The organism is Enterobacter sp. JJBC, from assembly GCF_036936505.1.
Classification (GTDB): Bacteria; Pseudomonadota; Gammaproteobacteria; order Enterobacterales; family Enterobacteriaceae; genus Enterobacter; species Enterobacter hormaechei_C.
On sequence record NZ_CP136935.1, the window covers coordinates 2,273,976 to 2,294,695 of the forward strand.

Below are 20,720 nucleotides of genomic sequence, written 5' to 3' on the forward strand. Positions count from 1 at the left end.
CAACCATGAGCAATGTTTACTGGCCGTTATACGAAGTTTTTGTCCGTTCGAAGCAGGGGCTGTCGCACCGGCATGTGGGCAGCCTTCACGCTGCCGACGACCGCATGGCGCTGGAAAACGCGCGCGATGCCTATACCCGCCGCAGCGAAGGCTGTTCTATCTGGGTGGTGAAGGCGAGTGAAATCGTCGCTTCCCAGCCGGAAGAGAGCGGGGAGTTTTTCGATCCGGCGGAAAGCAAGGTCTACCGCCATCCGACGTTTTACACCATCCCTGATGGTATCGAGCATATGTGAGGTTGGGGATGAACAACGTATCTGCTTATGCCCTGCGTCTGGGCGACAACGGTCTGGTGCTCTCACAGCGTCTGGGCGCCTGGTGCGGCCACGCGCCGGAGCTGGAAATTGACCTGGCGCTCGCCAATATCGGCCTTGATCTGCTCGGGCAAGCGCGCAATTTCCTGACCTCCGCCGCTGAACGGGAAGGTAAGGGTGATGAAGATACCCTGGCCTATGGCCGCGATGAGCGTCAGTTCCGCAATTTGCTGCTGGTGGAACAGCCAAACGGCAGCTTCGCCGACACCATTGCCCGTCAGTATCTGATGGATGCGTGGAACGTGGCGCTCTACGAGCGGCTGATCCACAGCAGCGACAGTCAGCTTGCCGCCATCGCGGCAAAAGCCATTAAGGAGGCGCGCTATCACCTGCGCTTTAGCCGCGGCTGGCTGGTGCGGCTGGGGGACGGAACAGAAACCTCCGCACAAAAAATGCAGCAGGCGGTGGATAGCCTGTGGCGCTTTACGGCTGAACTGTTCGACGCTGACGAGGTCGAGCTGGCGCTAATTGATGACGGCGTGGCGGTTGATCCGCGCGACCTGCGGGACCCGTGGGAGCGCGAAGTGTTTGCTGGCCTGGCGGAAGCCACCCTCCGCGTGCCCGAAGAGGTGGCGTATCGCACGGGCGGTAAGAAGGGGCTACATACCGAACACCTCGGGCCGATGCTGGCAGAGATGCAGTATCTCCAGCGCGTTTACCCCGGCCAGCAGTGGTAAAGGAGGACGCCATGCAACGCCTCGTCGACATCGCGCCTGCACAAATCCCGCAGATTTGGGCGCTGTTAAGCCAGATCCCCGACCCGGAAGTGCCGGTGCTGACCATCACCGACCTGGGCATGGTGCGCAGCGTGAAGGCACAGGGGGAAGGCTGGGTTATCGGCTTCACGCCAACCTATTCGGGCTGTCCGGCAACGGAGCATCTACTGGGGGCGATCCGCGAAACCCTGACCGGAAACGGCTTTAGCCCGGTACATATTGTGCTGCAACTGGAGCCCGCCTGGACCACCGACTGGATGACCGACGATGCCCGCAGGCGCCTGCGTGAATATGGCATCAGCCCGCCTGTTGGTCATAGCTGCCATGCCCACGTTCCCGCGGAGGTGAGCTGCCCGCGCTGTGCGAGCACCGATACCTCGCTTATCAGTGAATTTGGATCCACGGCCTGCAAAGCGCTCTACCGCTGCAATACCTGCCGTGAGCCCTTCGATTATTTCAAATGTATTTGAGGCTGCCATGACAACGTTTCATTCATTAATAGTGGCAAAAGTGGAGCCCGAAACCCGCGACGCGGTGACCATTACCTTCGCGGTGCCGCAGGCGTTACAGGAGGCGTACCGCTTCCGTCCCGGTCAGCATCTGACCCTGAAAGCCAGTCCTGGCGGGGATGAACTGCGCCGCTGCTACTCCATCTGCCGAAGCACCGCGTGCGGTGAGATCAGCGTGGCGGTCAAAGCCATCGAGGGCGGACGTTTTTCCCGCTATGCCCGGGACGAGATCAAACCGGGCATGGCGCTGGAGGTGATGGTGCCCCAGGGGCATTTTGGCTACCAGCCGCAGGCCGAACGCGAAGGCCACTATCTGGCGATTGCCGCCGGGTCCGGGATCACCCCGATGCTGGCGATTATGTCCGCTACGCTGGCCACTGAAGCCCACAGCCACTTCACCCTGATTTACGGCAACCGCAGCAGCCAGAGCATGATGTTCCGCCGGGCGCTGGCGGACCTGAAAGATAAATACCCGCAGCGTTTACAGCTGATCGCCATCTTCAGCCAGGAGACGCTCGACAGCGATCTGCTCCATGGCCGCATTGACGGGGAAAAGCTCCAGGCGCTGGCAAAAACGCTGGTGAATTTCCGTCAGTACGATGAAGCCTTCATCTGTGGCCCGTCGGCGATGATGGATGAGGCCGAAGCGGCGCTTAAAGCGCTGGGTATGCCGGAAAAAGCGATCCATCTTGAGCGCTTTAACACGCCGGGTACCGCCGTTAAACGGACAGCCAGCGTGCAGGCCGATGGCCAGAAGGTCACCGTCCGTCAGGACGGGCGCGACAGGGAGATCACCCTGACGGCGGACGACGAAAGCATTCTTGACGCGGCCCTGCGTCAGGGGGCGGATCTGCCTTACGCCTGCAAGGGCGGCGTATGCGCCACCTGCAAATGCAAAGTGCTGCGTGGGAAAGTCGATATGGCGACCAACTACAGCCTGGAGCCGGACGAGCTGGCCGCAGGCTATGTGCTGAGCTGTCAGGCGCTGCCGTTAACCGCCGACGTTATCGTCGATTTTGATGCGAAGGGGATGGCATGAGCGAACTGATTGTTACCCGTCATGGCCGCGTGTTGCAGCTAACGCTTAACCGTCCGGCGGCGCGCAACGCGCTCAACAATGCGCTGCTCCTGCAAATCGCGGAGCAGCTTGAGGCCGCCGCCGCGGATGCTGAGATCGCCGTCTGCGTGATGTACGGCAACGAACGCTGCTTTGCCGCCGGGGCCGATCTCAACGAAATGGCGGAGAAAGACCTGCCCGCCACCCTGAACGATATCCGTCCGCAGCTGTGGGCGCGGATCAACGCCTTCACCAAACCGCTGATTGCCGCCGTAAACGGCTTCGCGCTGGGGGCAGGCTGTGAGCTGGCGCTGCTCTGCGATGTCGTGATTGCTGGCGATAACGCCCGTTTTGGCCTGCCGGAAATCACCCTCGGGATCATGCCGGGCGCAGGCGGCACCCAGCGGCTGATCCGCAGCGTAGGCAAATCGCTGGCCAGCAAAATGGTGCTGACGGGCGAAAGCATCACGGCGGTGCAGGCGCACAGCGCCGGGCTGGTCAGCGACGTCTATCCGGCCTCGCTGACGCTGGAGTACGCCCTGAAGCAGGCAGCGCTGATGGCGCGCCATTCGCCGCTGGCGCTACAGGCGGCGAAGCAGGCGCTTCGCCAGTCGCAGGAAGTCCCGCTTCAGGCCGGGCTGGCGCAGGAGCGTCAGCTGTTTGCGCTGCTCGCGGCCACCGACGATCGCCGGGAAGTGATCAACGCCTTTTTACAAAAACGCACCCCAGACTTTAAAGGACGCTAATTGTGGAATCTATTCTGAGCCATGTTGAGCAGGGCGTAATGACCATTACGCTGAACCGCCCGGAGCGCCTGAACAGCTTTAACGACGTCATGCACCAGCAGCTTTCCGAATGCCTGAAGCAGGCCGAGCGCGATGACGCCATCCGCTGCCTGCTGATCACCGGGGCAGGACGCGGTTTCTGCGCCGGGCAGGATCTTAACGACCGTAACGTCGACCCGAACGGCCCGGCGCCCGATCTGGGCATGTCCGTTGAGACTTTTTACAACCCGCTGGTGCGCCGCCTGGCAAAACTGCCGAAGCCGGTGATTTGCGCGGTTAACGGCGTGGCGGCGGGCGCGGGGGCGACGCTGGCCCTCGGCTGCGACATGGTGATTGCGGCGCGCTCCGCCAGTTTTGTGATGGCCTTCAGCAAGCTCGGCCTCGTCCCGGACTGCGGCGGCACCTGGCTGCTGCCGCGCGTGGCCGGACGCGCCCGCGCCATGGGGCTGGCATTGCTGGGCGATAAGCTCAGCGCCGAGCAGGCACAGGCCTGGGGAATGATCTGGCAGGTGGTGGACGACGAGCAGCTCTCCGCCACCGCACAGCAGATGGCGCTGCATTTTGCCTCGCAGCCGACCTTTGGCCTGGGCTTGATCAAGCAGGCGATCAATGCCGCCGAAACCAACACCCTCGACGCCCAGCTTGATCTGGAGCGCGACTATCAACGCCTGGCCGGACGCAGCGACGACTACCGGGAAGGCGTCAGCGCGTTCCTGGCAAAACGCGCGCCGAACTTTACGGGGAAATAAGATGGTGAATATCCATACGGTCGCCGTCATTGGCAGCGGCACCATGGGCGCCGGGATTGCCGAAGTGGCAGCCAGTCACGGTCATCCGGTTCTGGTGTACGACATTGACGCAGCGGCGATTTCCCGCGCCGTCGACGGCATTCGCCAGCGGCTGTCCTCACGCGTTGCGCGTGGAAAACTCTCTGCCGACGCCGGGGAGCAGATCCTCGCCCGCCTGACGCCGGTGACGAATATCAGTGCTCTGGCGAAAGCCGATCTGGTGATCGAGGCGGCCTCCGAGCGGCTTGAAGTGAAAAAGGCGCTGTTTACCCAGCTGGCAGAGGTTTGCCCGCCGCAGACGCTGCTCGCCAGCAATACCTCGTCCATTTCCGTTACCGCGATTGCGGCGGAGATAAACCACCCTGAACGCGTCGCCGGGCTGCACTTCTTCAATCCTGCCCCGGTGATGAAGCTGGTGGAGGTGGTCAGCGGGCTGGCGACCTCACCAGAAGTGGCCGATGCGCTGTGCGAGCTGGCGCTGAGCTGGGGAAAGCAGCCGGTACGCTGCCAGTCCACGCCGGGGTTTATCGTCAACCGCGTGGCGCGCCCGTTCTACTCGGAAGCCTGGCGCGCGCTGGAAGAGCAGGTGGCAACGCCCGAGGTGATTGACGCCGCCCTGCGAGACGGCGGAGGCTTCCCGATGGGGCCGCTTGAGCTGACGGACATGATTGGTCAGGACGTCAACTTTGCCGTGACCTGCTCCGTGTTTAATGCCTTCTGGCAGGAGCGTCGTTTTCTGCCGTCGCTGGTGCAGCAGGAGCTGGTGCTGGCGGGGCGTCTGGGTAAGAAAAGCGGGCAGGGCGTTTACCGCTGGCTGGAGGACAAACCCACCGTCAGCTGGCTCGCCCCGGTCAGCGACAGCTTCAACCCCATGCGCGTACAGCGAAGAAGTGACGGTGTCACGGAAATTGACGATCTGTTGCTGATCGAAACGCAGGGTGAGACCGCGCAGTCGCTGGCGCTGCGCCACGGCTGCCCGGTGGTGGTGGTCGACCGCATCGAGCGGGATGTGGCCTTGATAGCCGCCGCACCCGGCAACCCGCACGCCGCCACGCAGAAAGCCATTTACTGGTTGCAGCACCAGCAGAAACGGGTGGTACAGATTGCCGATTACCCCGGCCTGCTGATCTGGCGCACGGTGGCGATGATTGCCAACGAAGCGCTGGACGCCCTGCAAAAAGGGGTCGCCAGCGAGCAAGACATCGATACCGCCATGCGCTTAGGGGTCAACTATCCCTGCGGGCCCATCGCCTGGGGCGAGCGCCTTGGCTGGCAGCGTCTGTTAACGCTGCTGGAGAACCTGCAACGTCACTACGGCGAGGAACGCTATCGCCCCTGTTCACTGCTGCGCCAGCGTGCGCTTCTGGAGAGTAGCTATGAGTCATAACGCCTGGCATAACGCCCGCGCGATGTACGAACGGGACGCCTGCGCGCAGGCGATGGGGATGGACATTATCGACATGGGCGAGGGCTACGCGGTGGTGACCATGACCATCACCCCGCAGATGCTCAACGGGCATAAAACCTGCCATGGCGGACAGCTGTTCTCGCTGGCCGATACCGCCTTTGCCTACGCCTGCAACAGTCAGGGGCTGGCGGCGGTGGCCTCAGGCTGCGCCATCGATTTTCTGCGTCCGGGCTTTGCCGGCGATAAGCTGACCGCTACCGCGCGGGTGAAGCATCAGGGCAAACTGACCGGCGTATACGACATTGAAATTCAGAACCAACACCAGAAAACCGTCGCTCTTTTTCGCGGGAAATCGCACCGCACCGGCGGCAGTGTGACAGGAGAAGCCTGATGCGTGACGCATTTATTTGTGAGGGTGTGCGTACCCCGATCGGTCGCTACGGTGGAGGATTATCCAGCGTGCGTGCCGATGACTTAGGGGCCGTGCCGCTGCGTGCGCTGCTGGCGCGTTACCCGCAGCTCGATCTGGAGCGCATAGATGATGTGATCTTCGGCTGCGCAAATCAGGCGGGAGAGGATAACCGCAACGTAGCGCGCATGTCGTCGCTGCTGGCCGGGCTGCCTCAGACCGTTTCCGGTACCACCATTAACCGCCTGTGCGGCTCCGGTCTGGATGCCCTTGGCTTTGCGGCACGCGCCATTAAGGCCGGGGATGGCGAGCTGCTGATCGCCGGTGGCGTCGAATCCATGTCCCGTGCGCCGTTCGTGATGGGCAAAGCCACCGCGGCGTTTCAGCGTCAGGCGGAGATCTTCGACACCACCATCGGCTGGCGATTTGTGAATCCGCTCATGCATCAGCAATACGGAACTGACAGCATGCCGGAAACGGCAGAGAATGTAGCGGAATTGTTAAATATAAGCCGTGCCGATCAGGATGCATTTGCCCTGCGCAGCCAGCAGCGCACCGCGCGGGCGCAGCAGAATGGCGTTCTGGCGCAGGAGATTATCCCGGTACAGATGGCGGGGAAAAAAGGTGCCGTAACGGAAGTGTGCGTGGACGAGCATCCGCGCGCCGAAACCACCCTTGAACAGCTTGCCGCGCTGAAAGCTCCGTTCCGCAAGAACGGTGTGGTGACGGCGGGGAACGCCTCCGGCGTGAACGACGGGGCGGCGGCGCTGATTATCGCCAGCGAGCCGATGGCGCTTGCACAGGGGTTAACCCCGCGCACCCGCATTGTGGCCATGGCGACCGCGGGCGTCGAGCCGCGTCTGATGGGATTAGGCCCGGTTCCCGCCACCCGTAAGGTGCTGGAACGTGCCGGACTCAGTATCACCGATATGGACGTCATTGAGCTTAACGAAGCCTTCGCCGCACAGGCGCTGGGCGTGCTGCGTCAGCTGGGTTTGCCGGATGACGCGGAGCATGTGAACCCGAATGGCGGGGCGATCGCGTTAGGTCATCCGCTGGGAATGAGCGGTGCCAGACTGGCGCTGGCCGCGAGCAATGAATTGCACCGACGCGGCGGGCGCTACGCGCTGTGTACGATGTGCATCGGTGTGGGTCAGGGCATTGCCATGATCCTTGAGCGTGTTTGAGCGAACAATAATGTGAGTACCCTGCGATGATAAATACAACAAAGCTTGATCCGATCGAAACCGCGTCCATTGATGAATTGCAGGCGTTGCAGACCGCGCGCCTGAAGTGGACGCTGAACCACGCCTACAACAACGTTCCGATGTACAAACGCAAGTTTGACGCCGCGGGCGTTCACCCTGACGATTTTAACGAGCTGGCGGACCTGCAAAAATTCCCGTGCACCACCAAGCAGGATCTGCGCGACAACTACCCGTTCGATACCTTTGCGGTGCCGATGGAGCAGGTGGTGCGCATCCACGCCTCGTCGGGCACCACCGGAAAGCCGACCGTGGTGGGATATACCCAGAATGATATCGACAACTGGGCCAATATAGTTGCCCGTTCCCTGCGCGCCGCCGGGGGCAGCGCGAAGGATAAAATTCACGTGGCCTACGGCTACGGGCTATTCACCGGCGGGCTGGGGGCGCACTACGGTGCCGAGCGTCTGGGTGCGACGGTGATCCCGATGTCCGGCGGCCAGACGGAGAAGCAGGCGCAGCTGATCCGCGATTTTCAGCCGGATATGATCATGGTGACGCCCTCATACTGCCTGAATTTAATTGAAGAGCTGGAGCGTCAGATGGGCGGTGACGCCAGCGCCTGTTCCCTGCGCGTCGGCGTGTTTGGCGCCGAGCCGTGGACGCAGGCGATGCGCTGCGAAATTGAAAAACGGCTGGGCATTACCGCGCTGGATATCTATGGTCTCTCCGAGGTGATGGGGCCGGGCGTGGCGATGGAGTGTCTTGAAACCGCTGACGGCCCGACCATCTGGGAAGATCACTTCTACCCGGAGATCGTCAACCCGAATGACGGCACGCCGCTGGCCGACGGCGAGCAGGGCGAACTGCTGTTCACCACCCTGACCAAAGAGGCACTGCCGGTGATCCGCTACCGCACCCGCGACCTGACGCGCCTGCTGCCGGGCACTGCACGCACCATGCGCCGGATGGATCGCATCAGCGGGCGCAGCGACGACATGCTCATCATTCGCGGCGTGAACGTCTTCCCGTCACAGCTGGAAGAGGAGATCGTTAAGTTCGAACATCTTTCGCCACACTATCAGCTGGAGGTGAACCGCCGCGGGCATCTTGATTCACTTTCGGTGAAGGTCGAGCTGAAACAGAGCAGCTTAACGCTGACCCATGAGCAGCGCTGTCAGGTCTGCCATCAGCTGCGTCATCGGATTAAATCGATGGTGGGGATCTCGACCGACGTGATGATCGTTAACTGTGGCAGCATACCGCGCTCCGAGGGTAAAGCTTGCCGGGTGTTTGATTTGCGTAAAGTGGCAGCCAACGGTTGAATTCTCCTCACCCCAGCCCTCTCCCAAAGGGAGAGGGTGTATTAAGTTCCCTCTCCCTTTGGGAGAGGGTTAGGGTGAGGGTACACCCCAGATTCGTATGCTATGATTCATCCAGGAAAAAAATAACAAAAGAATGAATCACATGAATAAACTTGAAGCCTTTATCCAGCATGCAGTCAGCTCTGTTCCCGTCAGCGGAACGTCGCTTATCTCCTCACTGTATGGCGACGCGCTTTCGCACCGCGGCGGAGAGATCTGGCTCGGCAGCCTGGCGGCCCTGCTGGAAGGGATGGGATTTGGCGAGCGCTTTGTGCGCACCGCGCTGTTTCGCCTCAACAAAGAGGGCTGGCTGGATGTGTCCCGCATTGGCCGCCGCAGCTTTTACCGTCTCAGCGACAAGGGGCTGCGTTTGACCCGCCGCGCGGAAAATAAAATCTACCGTGCGGAACTGCCGGCGTGGGATGGTAAATGGCTGCTGCTGCTCTCCGAGGGGCTGGATAAAACCACGCTCGCGGACGTGAAAAAACAGCTCATCTGGCAAGGGTTCGGCACGCTGGCGCCGAGCCTGATGGCCTCGCCGTCGCAGAACCTGGCGGACGTGCAGTCTCTGTTGCATGATGCGGGCGTGGCGGAAAACGTCATTTTCTTTGAGGCCCATTCACCGCTGGCCTTATCACGTGCGGCGTTACGAGCCCGCGTGGAAGAGTGCTGGCAGTTGACCGAACAAAACGCGATGTACGAAACGTTTATCAGCTCGTTCCGTCCGCTGTTGCCGCTGCTGAAAGAAGCGCCGCCTGAGGATTTGACCCCGGAACGCTGCTTCCAGATCCAGCTGTTACTCATTCATTTTTATCGTCGCGTGGTGCTGAAAGATCCGCTGTTGCCGGAGGAGTTACTTCCTGCGCACTGGGCGGGACAGAGCGCACGACAGCTGTGCATTAACATCTACCAGCGCGTGGCGGCGGGAGCCCTGGCGTTTGTCAGTGAGAAGGGGGAAACCTCCGTGGGCGAGCTGCCCGCTCCCGGCACGCTTTATCACCAGCGTTTTGGTGGTCTGAATATCACATAAGGAGAGGGTATGCCTGTTTATCAAATTGATGGTCTGACGCCGGTCGTGCCTGAAGAGAGCTATGTTCACCCGACCGCGGTGCTGATTGGCGACGTGATCCTCGGCAAAGGCGTTTACGTGGGTCCCAACGCCAGCCTGCGCGGTGATTTTGGCCGGATCGTGGTGAAAGACGGCGCGAACATTCAGGATAACTGCGTGATGCACGGTTTTCCGGAGCAGGACACGGTGGTGGAAGAGGACGGGCATATCGGCCACAGTGCGATCCTGCACGGCTGCATTATCCGCCGTAATGCGCTGGTGGGGATGAATGCGGTGGTGATGGACGGGGCGACGATCGGCGAAAACAGCATCGTCGGGGCGGCGGCGTTTGTGAAGGCCAAAGCGGAAATGCCTGCGAATCACTTAATTCTTGGCAGTCCGGCGAAAGCGATTCGTGAGCTAAGTGCGCAGGAAATAGAGTGGAAAAAGCAGGGCACGCGGGAGTATCAGGTGCTGGTGGACCGTTGTAAGCAGACGCTGCACCAGGTGGAGCCGCTGCGGGAAGAAGAGCCAGGACGCAAACGGCTGGTCTTCGATGAGAATTTACGGCCCAAGTCGGCTGGCCGGGATAAATAAGGCTGTTCGCTCCCGCACGTTGATCAAGGCGTGAAAATGAGCTCAATACGCATCCGGCAGGGGCCGGTCAATCGACACCAGCTTTCCGCGCTTCATGGTGATATAGCCCCCGGCTTTTAGATCTGCCAGCACGCGAAAGACATGCGTTCGTGACAGGTTAGTGCGCTTGATGATAAACAGCGCCAGGCCCTCATTCTCTCCCGTGTGGGTCTCCTGCCGATAGAGATAGCGGTACAGCATTGGTTTGATGGTCTGGTAGCTGGTGACCTGCCTGCGTTCATTGTGCAGGTCGATGGTAAATATGGACATGTAGGTCAGTATGGTGGCCAGCGCCTGCATGCGCTCAGGCCCGCCCTGGAAAAATATCTGGTCGAAGTCGACCCAGGATATTCTCACCAGCTTCACCTTCGCACTGCTGCGATATTCATACTTCGCCAGTGGACAATACCTTTCCATTAACCCTATCGGCATATACTCGATAGTATTGCCAATATTAAGGCCATCATCAGGCATTAATATCGTCAGCGACCCTTCAGTGCAAAAATAGATATAGCCATGCTCGACGGTGAGTTTTTTATTTGCGGCAACGGTTAAGGTCTCGCCTTTACAAAGCATGTGCGGAAAAAATTGCCCAATATTGAGTTGCTGATAATAGGTATGGATATCCTGAAAATTCACGCTAAGCCTCTCCCCGCAACGTTTGCCGTGGTAGCGAGTATAGCAGCAATAGGCCCCGAATTACGAACCCATAAATAACCAGTCCCATATGGGACTATGATGGAAAGGTATTCTGTTTAGAATGGTCGTCAATGAGTTCGCATTAAAATTATCCGCCAACAGTAAATATCCAGGCGGCGCAATTAATCTATGAGGCCATTCAATGAAATTAACCCTAATTGCTAAACATCTGGCGCTTGCCGGTGTGTTGACGTCGCTGTCGCTTTCCGCGTTTGCGGAAGTGCAGCCGCAGGATGCCACTGCCACGACCCGGCAGGTAAATAACGCCCTGTATAACAAATTACCGTTTGCCGATAAAACCGACTTTGAGAACGCCCATAAAGGTTTTATCGCCCCGCTGCCACAAAACATGATTAAAGGCGAGCAGGGGAACGTTATCTGGAACCCGGCGAAATATGATTTCGTGAAAGAGGGTGAGAAAGCCCCGGATACGGTAAACCCGAGCCTGTGGCGTCAGTCACAGTTGATCAACATTGGCGGGCTGTTTAAGGTCACCGACGGCGTGTATCAGATCCGTAATCTCGATCTCTCCAACATGACCATCATTGAGGGCGAGAAGGGCATTACCGTTATCGACCCGCTGTTAAGCGCTGAACCGGCGAAAGAAGCGCTGGATCTCTACTATGCAAACCGCGGCAAGAAACCGGTCGTCGCTGTGGTGATCACCCACAGCCACGTTGACCACTATGGCGGCCTGCGCGGCGTGGTTGACGAAGCTGACGTCAAGTCTGGCAAAGTGAAAATCTACGCGCCGGATGGCTTTATGAAAGAGGCGGTTTCCGAAAACATTATGGCCGGAAACGCGATGAGCCGCCGTGCGAGCTATATGTACGGCAACCTGCTGAAGCCGGATGCAAAAGGCCAGGTGGGTGCAGGCCTTGGCACCACCACCTCTGCGGGTACTGTCACCCTCATCCCGCCGACCGACTACATTACCCATACCGGTCAGGAAGAAGTGATCGACGGTTTGACCTACGACTTTATGATGGCGCCGGGTTCAGAAGCTCCGTCGGAGATGCTGTGGTATGTCAAAGAGAAGAAAATGATCGAGGCCGCAGAGGACGTGACCCATACTCTGCACAACACCTACTCCCTGCGCGGCGCGAAAATCCGCGACCCGCTGGCCTGGTCTAAGTACATTAACGCCGCCATTGAGCGCTGGGGCGCGGACGCGGAAGTGATTATTGCGCAGCACCACTGGCCGACCTGGGGTAACGAGAATATCGTCAAGCTGATGAAAGGTCAGCGCGATATGTACCGCTACATCAACGACCAGACCCTTCGTATGGCAAACAAGGGGCTCACCCGCGACGAGATCGCCGCCGAGTTTAAACTGCCGGAATCGCTGGAAAAACAGTGGGCGAGCCGCGGTTACTACGGCTCCGTTAGCCACGACGTCAAAGCCACCTACGTGTTTTATCTCGGATGGTTCGACGGCAACCCGGCAACCCTCGACGAGCTGCCGCCTGAACTGGCTGCGAAGAAGTTCGTGCAGTACATGGGCGGCGCTGATGCCATCATGCAGAAAGCCAAAGCGGATTATCAGCAGGGTAATTACCGTTGGGTTGCTCAGGTGGTCAGCAAAGTGGTCTTTGCCGATCCTAACAACCAGGCTGCCCGTAATCTGGAAGCCGACGCGCTGGAGCAGTTAGGTTACCAGGCGGAAGCGGGCACCTGGCGTAACTTCTACCTGACCGGCGCGCAAGAACTGCGTAATGGCGTGAAGAAGCTGCCGACGCCGAACACCGCCAGCCCGGATACCGTGCGGGCGATGACCCCGGAAATGTTCTTCGACTACCTGGGTGTGCACATCAACGGGGTACGGGCCGGTAACGCGAAGGCGATCTTCAATGTCGATCTCGGTAAGGATGGCGGCAAATACAAGCTGGAGCTGGAAAACGGCGTGCTGAACCATACCGCCAACGCGCAGGCGAAGGATGCTGACGCAACCATCACGCTGGACCGTACCACGCTGAACAACATCATCCTTAAGAAAGAGACGCTGAAGCAGGCGATGGATAAGGGTGACGTGAAGGTGAGCGGAAACGGGGCGAAGCTGGAAGAGATGCTGAGCTACATGGACACATTTGACTTCTGGTTCAATATTGTGACGCCATAAGTTTAGCGTTCATCCTGGTTAATCCTGGCGCCTTGTTGCGATAAGGCGCCATTTTTTTATTCACGCATTGCCAGCGCGCTGGCGCTTGCCGGATCGAACAGCGAAATACTCTCGATCTGATCCAGCATGATCACTTTGCGAAAATCCATGGCGCTTTTGGGCTCTGAATCGAGCGTAATGTCATGCTCGGCATACCATTTGCTGTAGTTATGTTCGATACAGAGCTGCATGTTTTTCCCGTCACGGTAGCCGCTCAGCATCGGAATAAGCACGATATTGGCCGTTTTTTCATACTCCAGCGTGGCGGTATGGATCATCCCAATATAGATCCGCCGCGATTTCAGCGTGACGTGCGCCAGTTCACCTTCCTCCATGCACTGATAGAGCAGCTGTTCAATCCCGCTCGATTGCGCCAGCCGCTTGTAGAGCTTTTTTCGGCCTTCGCCGTCCAGCCGCGCGCTCCCGGCCCAGTTCGAGCGGTAGAGACAGAACAGGATCGCGAAGGTCAGCATTACCACCACCGGGGCCTGAATCCCCAGGAAGCTCCAGTTCATAAAATCAATTTGCCAGTCGGCATATTTTGCAGACGTGAAATGGAACGTGTTATCGGCGGCGGAGAGGGCGAACAACAGCAGCCACAACAGGCCGGTGGCGATCACTCCCTGAAGAACAAAAATACAGCCATACAGCGCCACAAGAAAATAGACGTCCCAGCCAAAGGAGCGCTTGATTTTAAACCGTGTTGAGAGGTCGCGGCTGGTGTACCAGTACCCGCATACCATCAATACCATGAATATTGCCGTTCCCATTTCAGGCCCTCTTCAGCGCGTTGACATGGCGCAGAAAGTCCTGCCGCACCTCGTGGCTTTTGTAGTTAACCGAGGCGTTTCCATCCTGATCGATGATGATGCGGTCGCCATCCTCTACGGCTTCGATAATTTCCTGGTGACTCATGACCTGCAACAAGGATTCCGGGCTGGAAAAGAGCGTCATCAGTAAATGTTTCATCGCGTGACATCCTTATGAATTAAAAGGATAAGTCTGGAAGATAAATGGCACCTTTGCCTTAAGGTTATCCCTAAAAAAACGGCAGCCTGGCGGCGAAATTAAACTTTATGCACAAAATTGTTGCGCGAGTTAACATTTCAGGTCTTTGAAAAATAATAAGAATAAAAAATATATCTGCGCAAACTTGGACAAATAACGTTAATTGTGTAAGTTTAAATTATGCGATTTGCTACGTTGTTTACACCCAGGATGTGACCCATGAGCACGTTGCCGTCCGTCATCAGTCGGTTCGTTGATTACTACGCCACGCTGGATACCCAGCCACCTTCGGCGCTGGCGGGGATTTATCGCGCCGATGCCACGCTTATCGATCCCTTTGGCGAACATAGCGGGGTGTTCGCGATCCAGCGCTATTTCACCCACTTGCTGGCTAACGTCCAGCACTGTCGCTTTACCGTTGATGCGCCGTTGCAGCAGGGCGATCGCTTTGTGGTCACCTGGATGATGCACTGGTCGCACCCGCGTATTGCCCGGGGTGCAGTGCGACAGCTGCCGGGCTGCTCCGTGGTAGACATGCGCGACGATCGCATTGTTCGCCAGCGGGATTACTACGATGCCGGAGAGATGATTTACGAACATCTCCCGATACTCGGCTGGGCCGTACGCGGCGTGAAGCGGAGAGTGAAATCATGAAAACGGTTCTGATCACCGGCGCAAGCTCGGGCATCGGGGCGGGGCTGGCGAAATCTTTTGCCGACGATGGTTACCGGGTGATTGCCTGCGGGCGCGATGCGCAACGTCTGGCCGCTGTGCATCAGCACAGCCCCAACATCACGGTGCGCCTGTTCGATATGACAGACAGGGACGCCTGTCGCCAGGCGCTGGCGGACTGTGCTGCCGACACGGTGATTCTCTGCGCCGGAACCTGCGAGTATCTCGACCGCGGCGAGGTGGATGCCGAGCTGGTGGCGCGGGTCATGACCACCAATTTCATGGGGCCGGTAAACTGCCTTGCGGCGTTGCAGCCGCAGCTGGTATCCGGCAACCGCGTGGTGCTGGTCAGTTCGATGGCGCACTGGCTTCACTTCCCGCGAGCCGAAGCCTATGGGGCCTCTAAAGCGGCGTTAACCTGGTTTGCCGACACGCTGCGCCTCGACTGGGAACCGAAAGGGATTGCCGTCACGGTCGTTTCACCCGGTTTTGTCGACACGCCGCTGACCCGCAAAAACGATTTCCCGATGCCGGGCCGGGTCAGCGTGGGGGACGCCGTCCACGCCATTCGTCGCGGTCTGGCAAAAGGGAAGGATCACATCGCGTTTCCCGCCGGGTTCAGCCTGGCGCTGCGCCTGCTTTCCGGCCTGCCCGATGTACTTCAGCGCGCACTGCTGCGCAGGATGGTGCGACCATGAAAATCGCAATTATCGGCAGCGGCATCGCCGGGTTAACCTGTGCCTGGCGGCTCGCCGGACATCATCAGATCACGGTGTTTGAGGCGCAGGCCACCCCGGGCGGCCATACTTCAACGGTAGATGTCGACACGCCCCAGGGTACCTTTGCCATCGATACCGGTTTTATCGTCTACAACGACCGCACCTATCCGCGCTTCATGGGGCTGCTCAGCGAACTGGGCATCAGCGGGCAAAAAACGCAGATGAGTTTTTCGGTACATAACCCGCAGAGCGGGCTGGAGTACAACGGCCACACGCTGACGTCGCTGTTCGCCCAGCGTCGTAATCTGCTGAACCCTGCCTTCTGGACGCTACTGAAGGAGATCGTGCGCTTTAACCGGCTGGCGAAACAGACGCTCCGGGGCGAAGTCGATGGATCCGCCACGCTGGAAACGTTCCTGCGCCAGCACCGCTTTACGCCCTTTTTTGCGCGCCACTACATCCTGCCAATGGGAGCGGCTATCTGGTCGTCGTCGCTACAGGAGATGAAACGCTTTCCGCTGCCGCTCTTTTTACGCTTTTTTGAAAACCACGGTCTGCTGGACATTACCCATCGTCCGCAGTGGTACGTCGTGCCAGGCGGCTCCCGGGAGTATATCCGCGCGATGATGGACAAGCTTGGCGATCGCCTGACGCTGCACCTCAACGCGCCGGTTCAGAAGGTTGTTCGCCACGATCGTGGCGTCGATATTGAGCGGGAAGGCGTCACTCATACCTTCGATCAGGTGATTTTCGCCTGTCACTCTGCTCAGGCGCTGGCGATGCTCGCCAGCCCAACGCAGGCTGAACGTGAGGTGCTGGGTGATATCGGCTGGCAGCGTAACGAGGTGGTGCTTCACAGCGATCCGCGCTGGCTGCCGGTGCGCAAGCGCGCGTGGGCGAGCTGGAACTACCGCCTCAGCGAACAGGATCGGGCCAGCGCCTGCGTCACCTACAACATGAATATCTTGCAGGGACTGCCGCCGGGTAGCCCGCTGTTTTGCGTCACCCTCAACCCGGAAACACCGGTGGAAGAACGCTATGTGCTGCGCCGCTTTGTCTATGAGCATCCGCTTTTTAACCCGCAAAGCTGGCAAGCTCAGGCCCGGCGCGGCGAAATAAATGGTCGCCATCGGAGCTGGTTCTGCGGCGCGTACTGGTACAACGGCTTCCACGAAGATGGCGTGCGCAGTGCGCTGGACGTGGTCAACGCTATCGCGGCCGGGGAGGGCAACTGAGATGAAGAGCTGCCTTTACCACGGTACATTGCGCCATCGTCGGCTTGCGCCGAAAGCGCACCATTTTACCTATAGCGTGTTTATGGCGTGGCTCGATCTCGATGAGCTGGACGCGCTGCCCTCTGTCGGCGTGCGTCGTAACCGCGTTGCGCCCGCGGCATTTTATGATGCGGATTACCCGCTGGGCACGCCGCTCAAAGCGCGTGTCCTTGAGCGTCTGGAAAAGCTGACCGGCGAACGTCCGGCGGGGCGGGTCATGCTTCTGACTCAGCTGCGCTATTTCGGTTTTCATTTCAACCCGGTCAATTTTTACTACTGCTATGACGGCGAAGACACTCTGCGCTGGGTTCTCGCCGAAGTGCGTAACACGCCGTGGAATGAACGACATTACTACGCGGTAGCGGGGCGGGACGCCCCGCCGACGGAGAAAGCGTTTCACGTCTCGCCCTTTAATCCGATGGATATGGTTTACCACTGGCGCTTCAACAGCCCGGACAGCACGCTGCGCATGCATATCGAAAACCATCAGGAGACGAAGGTGTTTGATGCCACCCTGACGCTACGCCGGGCGACGCTGACGCGCGCAGCGCTGCGTTCGCTGCTGGCGCGGATCCCGTTGATGACCCTCAAAACCGTTTTCGCCATTTACTGGCAGGCGCTCAGGCTGTGGCTGAAGCGCGTGCCGCTGCATAACCATCCCCTCAGCAGGAGTGAACGCTCATGACCGATCCCGTCTTTGCGCTTGAACCCGATATCCCGCGCAACGTCCGCGTCGCGCGATGGTTGCTCTTCCGCCTGCTGAACGGTCTGCGCGGTGGCTCGCTGACGCTGCGTGAAGGCGCGCAGACGTTCCAGTTCGGCGACGCCTCCGCCGCGCTTCATGCTGAGGTGCAGGTACTTGCTCCGGGCGTCTACTGGCGCATTTTAACCGGGGGCAGCCTCGCCGCGGCACAAGCGTGGATGGATGGCGACTGGGAGACGCCCCACCTGACGCCGCTGCTGGAGCTGATTGCACGTAATAGCCAAATCCTCGGGCAGCTGGAAAAAGGGTTTCGCCTGCTCGGGAAACCGGTGGAGCGGCTACGGCACTGGATGCGGCGCAACTCCCGCGCTCAGGCGCGTGAAAATATTGCCGCCCATTACGACCTGGGCAACGCCTTCTACGCCCATTTCCTTGATGAAGACCTGCTGTACTCCAGCGCGCTGTTTAACGGGGACGAGCAGGATTTGAACGCGGCTCAGCAGGCGAAAATGGCCAGGCTGTGCGACCAGCTGGCGCTCACGGCAAACGATCATCTGCTGGAGATTGGCACCGGCTGGGGGGCGATGGCGGAATACGCCGCCCGTCACTACGGCTGTCGGGTGACCACCACCACGCTGTCGCAGGAGCAGTACCACTGGGCCACCGCGCGGATCGCCCGGGCAGGGTTGCAGGATCGCGTTGAGGTGCTGCTTTGCGACTACCGCGATCTGACCGGGGTTTACGACAAACTGGTCTCGGTTGAGATGATCGAAGCCGTCGGCCAACGCTACCTGCCAACGTTTTTCCGTACCTGTCAGGCGCGTCTGCGTCCAGGCGGGCGGATGGCGATTCAGGCCATCACCATTCAGGATCAGCGCTATCGCGACTACAGCAAAAGCGTCGATTTTATTCAGCGCTACATCTTCCCCGGCGGCTTTTTGCCCAGCATCACCGCCATGAATGAACTGATGACCCGCCATACCGATTTTGTGGTGCGTAATCTCTTCGATATGGGGCCGGACTACGCCCGCACGTTGGCGCACTGGCGTCAGCGTTTCGTTCACGCCTGGCAGGAGATTGAAAAGCTCGGGTTTGATGACCGTTTCCGGCGGATGTGGCTGTACTACCTCGGCTACTGTGAAGCCGGGTTTAATGCCCGCACCATCAGCGTGGTGCAGCTGACTGCGGAACGCGTATGAAGCGTTACGGGCAGGTATTTCTGTTGGCCATCGGTTTTGATCTCTACTGGACGCTGGTGGTGCTGTTTCGCGAGCAGGGGCTGGTCATCTGGATCGCGCTGGCGGTGCTTGCCTGGCTGTTATTACCGCCATCACACCGGGTATACGCCCTTGTGCTGGCGGCGTCGGGTGCGCTGCTGGACGCCCTCTGGGCGCTGACGGGGCTGATTGCGTTCACAGGCGCGTCCCTGATGCCGCTATGGATGGTGGCGCTGTGGCTAATGTTTGCCACCGTCTGGACGCACCTGACCCGCACGACCACCTTGCCAGGATGGTTGCTGACGGTGCTGGCGACTCTGGGCGGACCGGTAGCCTACCTGATCGGCGAGCATCTTGGGGCCATTACGTTTCAGGAGCCGACCTTTATCGTCGTCAGCTGGATGTTCCCCGGCTGGCTGGTGCTGATGCTGTTTTTCCACCTGTTGATGGGGAGACAACAATGAGAAATCTGGTACTGATGCTCGCGTTATCCGTCTTCACCTGTACCGTGCAGGCGGCAGACTGGCTGAGCTGGCGCAAGGTGGGTGACGCCACCCTCACCTGGGGGCCGTTTACCGTCTATACCTCTCAGCTTCTGACGCCCGACGGCAGCTATACAGGATTAGACGGCGATAATGCGCTGATTATCACCTATGCCCGGGACATCGATGGTGACGACCTGGTCGAGGCGACCCGCGACCAGTGGCAGGCGCAGGGCATTTTGCAGCAGGAGCCGCAGAGTGAAGCCTGGCTGCGGATGCTAAAAGCGCTCTGGCCCGACGTCACGCCCGGCACGCAGCTCGCGTTTGTGGTTAATAACGGCCAGGGACAATTCTGGTATCGCCCCACGGCGTCGCAGAAAAAATTTACGCCACTCGGGCCACGCCAGACGGCAGCGTTTAGCTCACGCTTTCTGGCGATATGGCTCGATCCCCGCACCGAATATCCTGAACTGCGTCAGCAGTTAACTGGAGGAGCACAATGAAACGTTTCCTGCTAGTGGCGCTTGCCCTGACGATGCTGGTGGCCGGATGTAGCACCGAGGTGACAGAGTATCGTCAGCAGCAGCCACGGCTTGATATTTTTACTTACTTCCAGGGGAAAACCGAGGCGTGGGGGATGGTGCAGGATCGCAGCGGTAAGCAGATCCGCCGTTTTCACGTCAAGATCGCCGGGGATGTTATCGGCGATACGCTGACCCTGAACGAGCATTTTGTCTACGATGACGGCGAAAAGCAGCAGCGCGTCTGGCATATCCGCCGCGTTGGGCAGAATCGCTATGAAGGCACGGCGGGTGACATAGAAGGTGTCGCGACAGGCCAGGCGGCGGGCAATGCCCTTAACTGGCGCTACAGCATGAACGTGAAGGCGGACGGCAAAACCTGGCTGCTGCACTTTGATGACTGGATGTATTTGCAGGACAGTACCCGTCTGTTCAATAAAACGGAGATGAAGAAATTTGGCGTCACCGTCGCCACGGTGACGCTGTTCTTTACCCGCAAAGAGGGCGGTTAATTCTCTTCGGGCTGAAGTTTACTGCTTGAGTAAATGAAGAAGAGCGCAATACTCAGGCAGACGACGGCCCCGAAACGGCTCACTGAAAACGGAATGGCTTCATTGTTCAGCCAGCCAAAGTTATCAATCAGCATGCTCATGGCCAGCTGGCCCAGGATAACCGCTACCGTGGCAACAGCGGTCCCGATGCGCTGCACCGCGAGCACCATAATCACGATATAGGGCACGCCGCACAGGGCGCCCAGAAGCTGCCATTTGGGTACATCCATCAGGCTGACCGCCTGTTTCGGCTCAAAAAAGAAGATCAGCAGGGCGGTCACCAGCGCGCCGACGGAAAACGTCAGAAACGCACTTTTGAATACCCCCACGCTGCTGCCTAATTGCCCGTTGATGGCAGCCTGAATGCTCAGCGTTGCGCCGCCAATCACCGCCAGAATAATCATAATCACTGTCATAACG

General features: G+C 59.2%; 25 protein-coding genes. 21 read left to right on the forward strand and 4 right to left on the reverse strand.

Annotated features, from left to right (window positions below; translation table 11 throughout):
* Window positions 1-5 precede the first annotated feature (5 nt).
* The 12 genes from paaB (at window position 6) to paaY (ending at window position 10,257) form a co-directional block, all read left to right on the forward strand.
* Complete coding sequence (paaB, locus tag RY075_RS11080) at window positions 6-293, forward strand: 1,2-phenylacetyl-CoA epoxidase subunit PaaB (RefSeq protein ID WP_003857353.1); 288 nt, start codon at window positions 6-8, stop codon at window positions 291-293.
* 8 nt (window positions 294-301) lie between these two features.
* Window positions 302-1,048, forward strand: coding sequence for a 1,2-phenylacetyl-CoA epoxidase subunit PaaC (gene paaC, locus RY075_RS11085; RefSeq protein WP_302378548.1), 747 nt, complete (start codon window positions 302-304; stop codon window positions 1,046-1,048).
* 11 nt (window positions 1,049-1,059) lie between these two features.
* Window positions 1,060-1,557 (forward strand): 1,2-phenylacetyl-CoA epoxidase subunit PaaD, encoded by a 498-nt coding sequence (gene paaD, locus RY075_RS11090; RefSeq protein WP_003857347.1) that lies wholly within the window; start codon window positions 1,060-1,062, stop codon window positions 1,555-1,557.
* 7 nt (window positions 1,558-1,564) lie between these two features.
* On the forward strand, window positions 1,565-2,635 hold the full coding sequence (gene paaE, locus RY075_RS11095; RefSeq protein WP_045333011.1) for a 1,2-phenylacetyl-CoA epoxidase subunit PaaE: 1,071 nt from the start codon (window positions 1,565-1,567) through the stop codon (window positions 2,633-2,635).
* Entirely contained in the window at window positions 2,632-3,399 is a 768-nt protein-coding gene (paaF, locus tag RY075_RS11100; RefSeq protein ID WP_338628597.1) for a 2,3-dehydroadipyl-CoA hydratase PaaF, read from the forward strand. The genes paaE and paaF overlap by 4 nt, the downstream gene beginning before the upstream one ends.
* Entirely contained in the window at window positions 3,399-4,187 is a 789-nt protein-coding gene (gene paaG, locus RY075_RS11105; protein ID WP_026080707.1) for a 2-(1,2-epoxy-1,2-dihydrophenyl)acetyl-CoA isomerase PaaG, read from the forward strand. The genes paaF and paaG overlap by 1 nt, the downstream gene beginning before the upstream one ends.
* 1 nt (window position 4,188) lies before the next feature.
* On the forward strand, window positions 4,189-5,613 hold the full coding sequence (gene paaH / locus RY075_RS11110; RefSeq protein WP_302378547.1) for a 3-hydroxyacyl-CoA dehydrogenase PaaH: 1,425 nt from the start codon (window positions 4,189-4,191) through the stop codon (window positions 5,611-5,613).
* Window positions 5,603-6,025, forward strand: coding sequence for a hydroxyphenylacetyl-CoA thioesterase PaaI (gene paaI, locus RY075_RS11115; protein WP_017693477.1), 423 nt, complete (start codon window positions 5,603-5,605; stop codon window positions 6,023-6,025). Before paaH ends, paaI begins: the two co-directional genes overlap by 11 nt.
* Window positions 6,025-7,230 carry a 3-oxoadipyl-CoA thiolase gene (pcaF, locus tag RY075_RS11120; protein WP_338628598.1) on the forward strand — a complete coding sequence of 402 codons (1,206 nt, stop codon included), beginning with the start codon at window positions 6,025-6,027 and terminating at the stop codon, window positions 7,228-7,230. Before paaI ends, pcaF begins: the two co-directional genes overlap by 1 nt.
* 26 nt (window positions 7,231-7,256) lie before the next feature.
* Window positions 7,257-8,573 (forward strand): phenylacetate--CoA ligase PaaK, encoded by a 1,317-nt coding sequence (gene paaK / locus RY075_RS11125; RefSeq protein WP_047654567.1) that lies wholly within the window; start codon window positions 7,257-7,259, stop codon window positions 8,571-8,573.
* A 133-nt stretch (window positions 8,574-8,706) separates the two neighbouring features.
* Window positions 8,707-9,642: a phenylacetic acid degradation operon negative regulatory protein PaaX gene (gene paaX / locus RY075_RS11130; RefSeq protein ID WP_032658344.1), complete on the forward strand. Its 936-nt coding sequence runs from the start codon at window positions 8,707-8,709 to the stop codon at window positions 9,640-9,642.
* Between the two features lie 9 nt (window positions 9,643-9,651).
* Entirely contained in the window at window positions 9,652-10,257 is a 606-nt protein-coding gene (gene paaY, locus RY075_RS11135) for a phenylacetic acid degradation protein PaaY (RefSeq protein WP_006810541.1), read from the forward strand.
* Between the two features lie 42 nt (window positions 10,258-10,299).
* On the opposite strand, the gene RY075_RS11140 is transcribed toward paaY, so the two are convergent.
* A complete protein-coding gene (locus tag RY075_RS11140) occupies window positions 10,300-10,935 on the reverse strand; it encodes a helix-turn-helix domain-containing protein (protein WP_032658346.1) in 636 nt (211 codons plus the stop codon).
* Between the two features lie 202 nt (window positions 10,936-11,137).
* Between RY075_RS11140 and RY075_RS11145 the strand changes: the two genes are divergently transcribed.
* The gene (locus RY075_RS11145) at window positions 11,138-13,114 is read left to right on the forward strand and encodes an alkyl sulfatase dimerization domain-containing protein (protein WP_032658347.1); all 1,977 of its coding nucleotides are present in this window, start codon (window positions 11,138-11,140) and stop codon (window positions 13,112-13,114) included.
* A gap of 56 nt (window positions 13,115-13,170) precedes the next feature.
* Here RY075_RS11145 and RY075_RS11150 read toward each other — a convergent pair whose 3' ends face one another.
* Together RY075_RS11150 and RY075_RS11155 are read right to left on the reverse strand one after the other, a co-directional pair.
* Window positions 13,171-13,923: a hypothetical protein gene (locus tag RY075_RS11150; RefSeq protein ID WP_022651152.1), complete on the reverse strand. Its 753-nt coding sequence runs from the start codon at window positions 13,921-13,923 to the stop codon at window positions 13,171-13,173.
* A 1-nt stretch (window position 13,924) separates the two neighbouring features.
* Entirely contained in the window at window positions 13,925-14,122 is a 198-nt protein-coding gene (locus tag RY075_RS11155) for a hypothetical protein (protein ID WP_003857318.1), read from the reverse strand.
* A 258-nt stretch (window positions 14,123-14,380) separates the two neighbouring features.
* Between RY075_RS11155 and RY075_RS11160 the strand changes: the two genes are divergently transcribed.
* Genes RY075_RS11160 through RY075_RS11195 form a run of 8 tightly spaced genes read left to right on the forward strand, consistent with a single transcriptional unit; the run spans window position 14,381 to window position 20,261 of the window.
* Window positions 14,381-14,815: a nuclear transport factor 2 family protein gene (locus tag RY075_RS11160; RefSeq protein WP_003857316.1), complete on the forward strand. Its 435-nt coding sequence runs from the start codon at window positions 14,381-14,383 to the stop codon at window positions 14,813-14,815.
* Window positions 14,812-15,531 carry an SDR family NAD(P)-dependent oxidoreductase gene (locus tag RY075_RS11165; RefSeq protein WP_023324604.1) on the forward strand — a complete coding sequence of 240 codons (720 nt, stop codon included), beginning with the start codon at window positions 14,812-14,814 and terminating at the stop codon, window positions 15,529-15,531. Before RY075_RS11160 ends, RY075_RS11165 begins: the two co-directional genes overlap by 4 nt.
* Window positions 15,528-16,787, forward strand: coding sequence for an FAD-dependent oxidoreductase (locus RY075_RS11170; RefSeq protein WP_129318644.1), 1,260 nt, complete (start codon window positions 15,528-15,530; stop codon window positions 16,785-16,787). Before RY075_RS11165 ends, RY075_RS11170 begins: the two co-directional genes overlap by 4 nt.
* Window position 16,788: 1 nt before the next feature.
* Complete coding sequence (locus tag RY075_RS11175) at window positions 16,789-17,511, forward strand: DUF1365 domain-containing protein (RefSeq protein ID WP_045342874.1); 723 nt, start codon at window positions 16,789-16,791, stop codon at window positions 17,509-17,511.
* Window positions 17,508-18,728, forward strand: coding sequence for a cyclopropane-fatty-acyl-phospholipid synthase family protein (locus RY075_RS11180; RefSeq protein WP_003857310.1), 1,221 nt, complete (start codon window positions 17,508-17,510; stop codon window positions 18,726-18,728). The genes RY075_RS11175 and RY075_RS11180 overlap by 4 nt, the downstream gene beginning before the upstream one ends.
* A complete protein-coding gene (locus tag RY075_RS11185; protein ID WP_003857308.1) occupies window positions 18,725-19,210 on the forward strand; it encodes a DUF2878 domain-containing protein in 486 nt (161 codons plus the stop codon). The genes RY075_RS11180 and RY075_RS11185 overlap by 4 nt, the downstream gene beginning before the upstream one ends.
* Window positions 19,207-19,731, forward strand: coding sequence for a hypothetical protein (locus RY075_RS11190; protein WP_003857307.1), 525 nt, complete (start codon window positions 19,207-19,209; stop codon window positions 19,729-19,731). The genes RY075_RS11185 and RY075_RS11190 overlap by 4 nt, the downstream gene beginning before the upstream one ends.
* The gene (locus tag RY075_RS11195) at window positions 19,728-20,261 is read left to right on the forward strand and encodes a DUF3833 domain-containing protein (RefSeq protein ID WP_232933777.1); all 534 of its coding nucleotides are present in this window, start codon (window positions 19,728-19,730) and stop codon (window positions 20,259-20,261) included. Before RY075_RS11190 ends, RY075_RS11195 begins: the two co-directional genes overlap by 4 nt.
* Here RY075_RS11195 and RY075_RS11200 read toward each other — a convergent pair.
* Window positions 20,258-20,716 carry a DMT family transporter gene (locus RY075_RS11200; protein WP_023314104.1) on the reverse strand — a complete coding sequence of 153 codons (459 nt, stop codon included), beginning with the start codon at window positions 20,714-20,716 and terminating at the stop codon, window positions 20,258-20,260. The two genes, RY075_RS11195 and RY075_RS11200, sit on opposite strands and share 4 nt — an antisense overlap.
* Window positions 20,717-20,720 lie beyond the last annotated feature (4 nt).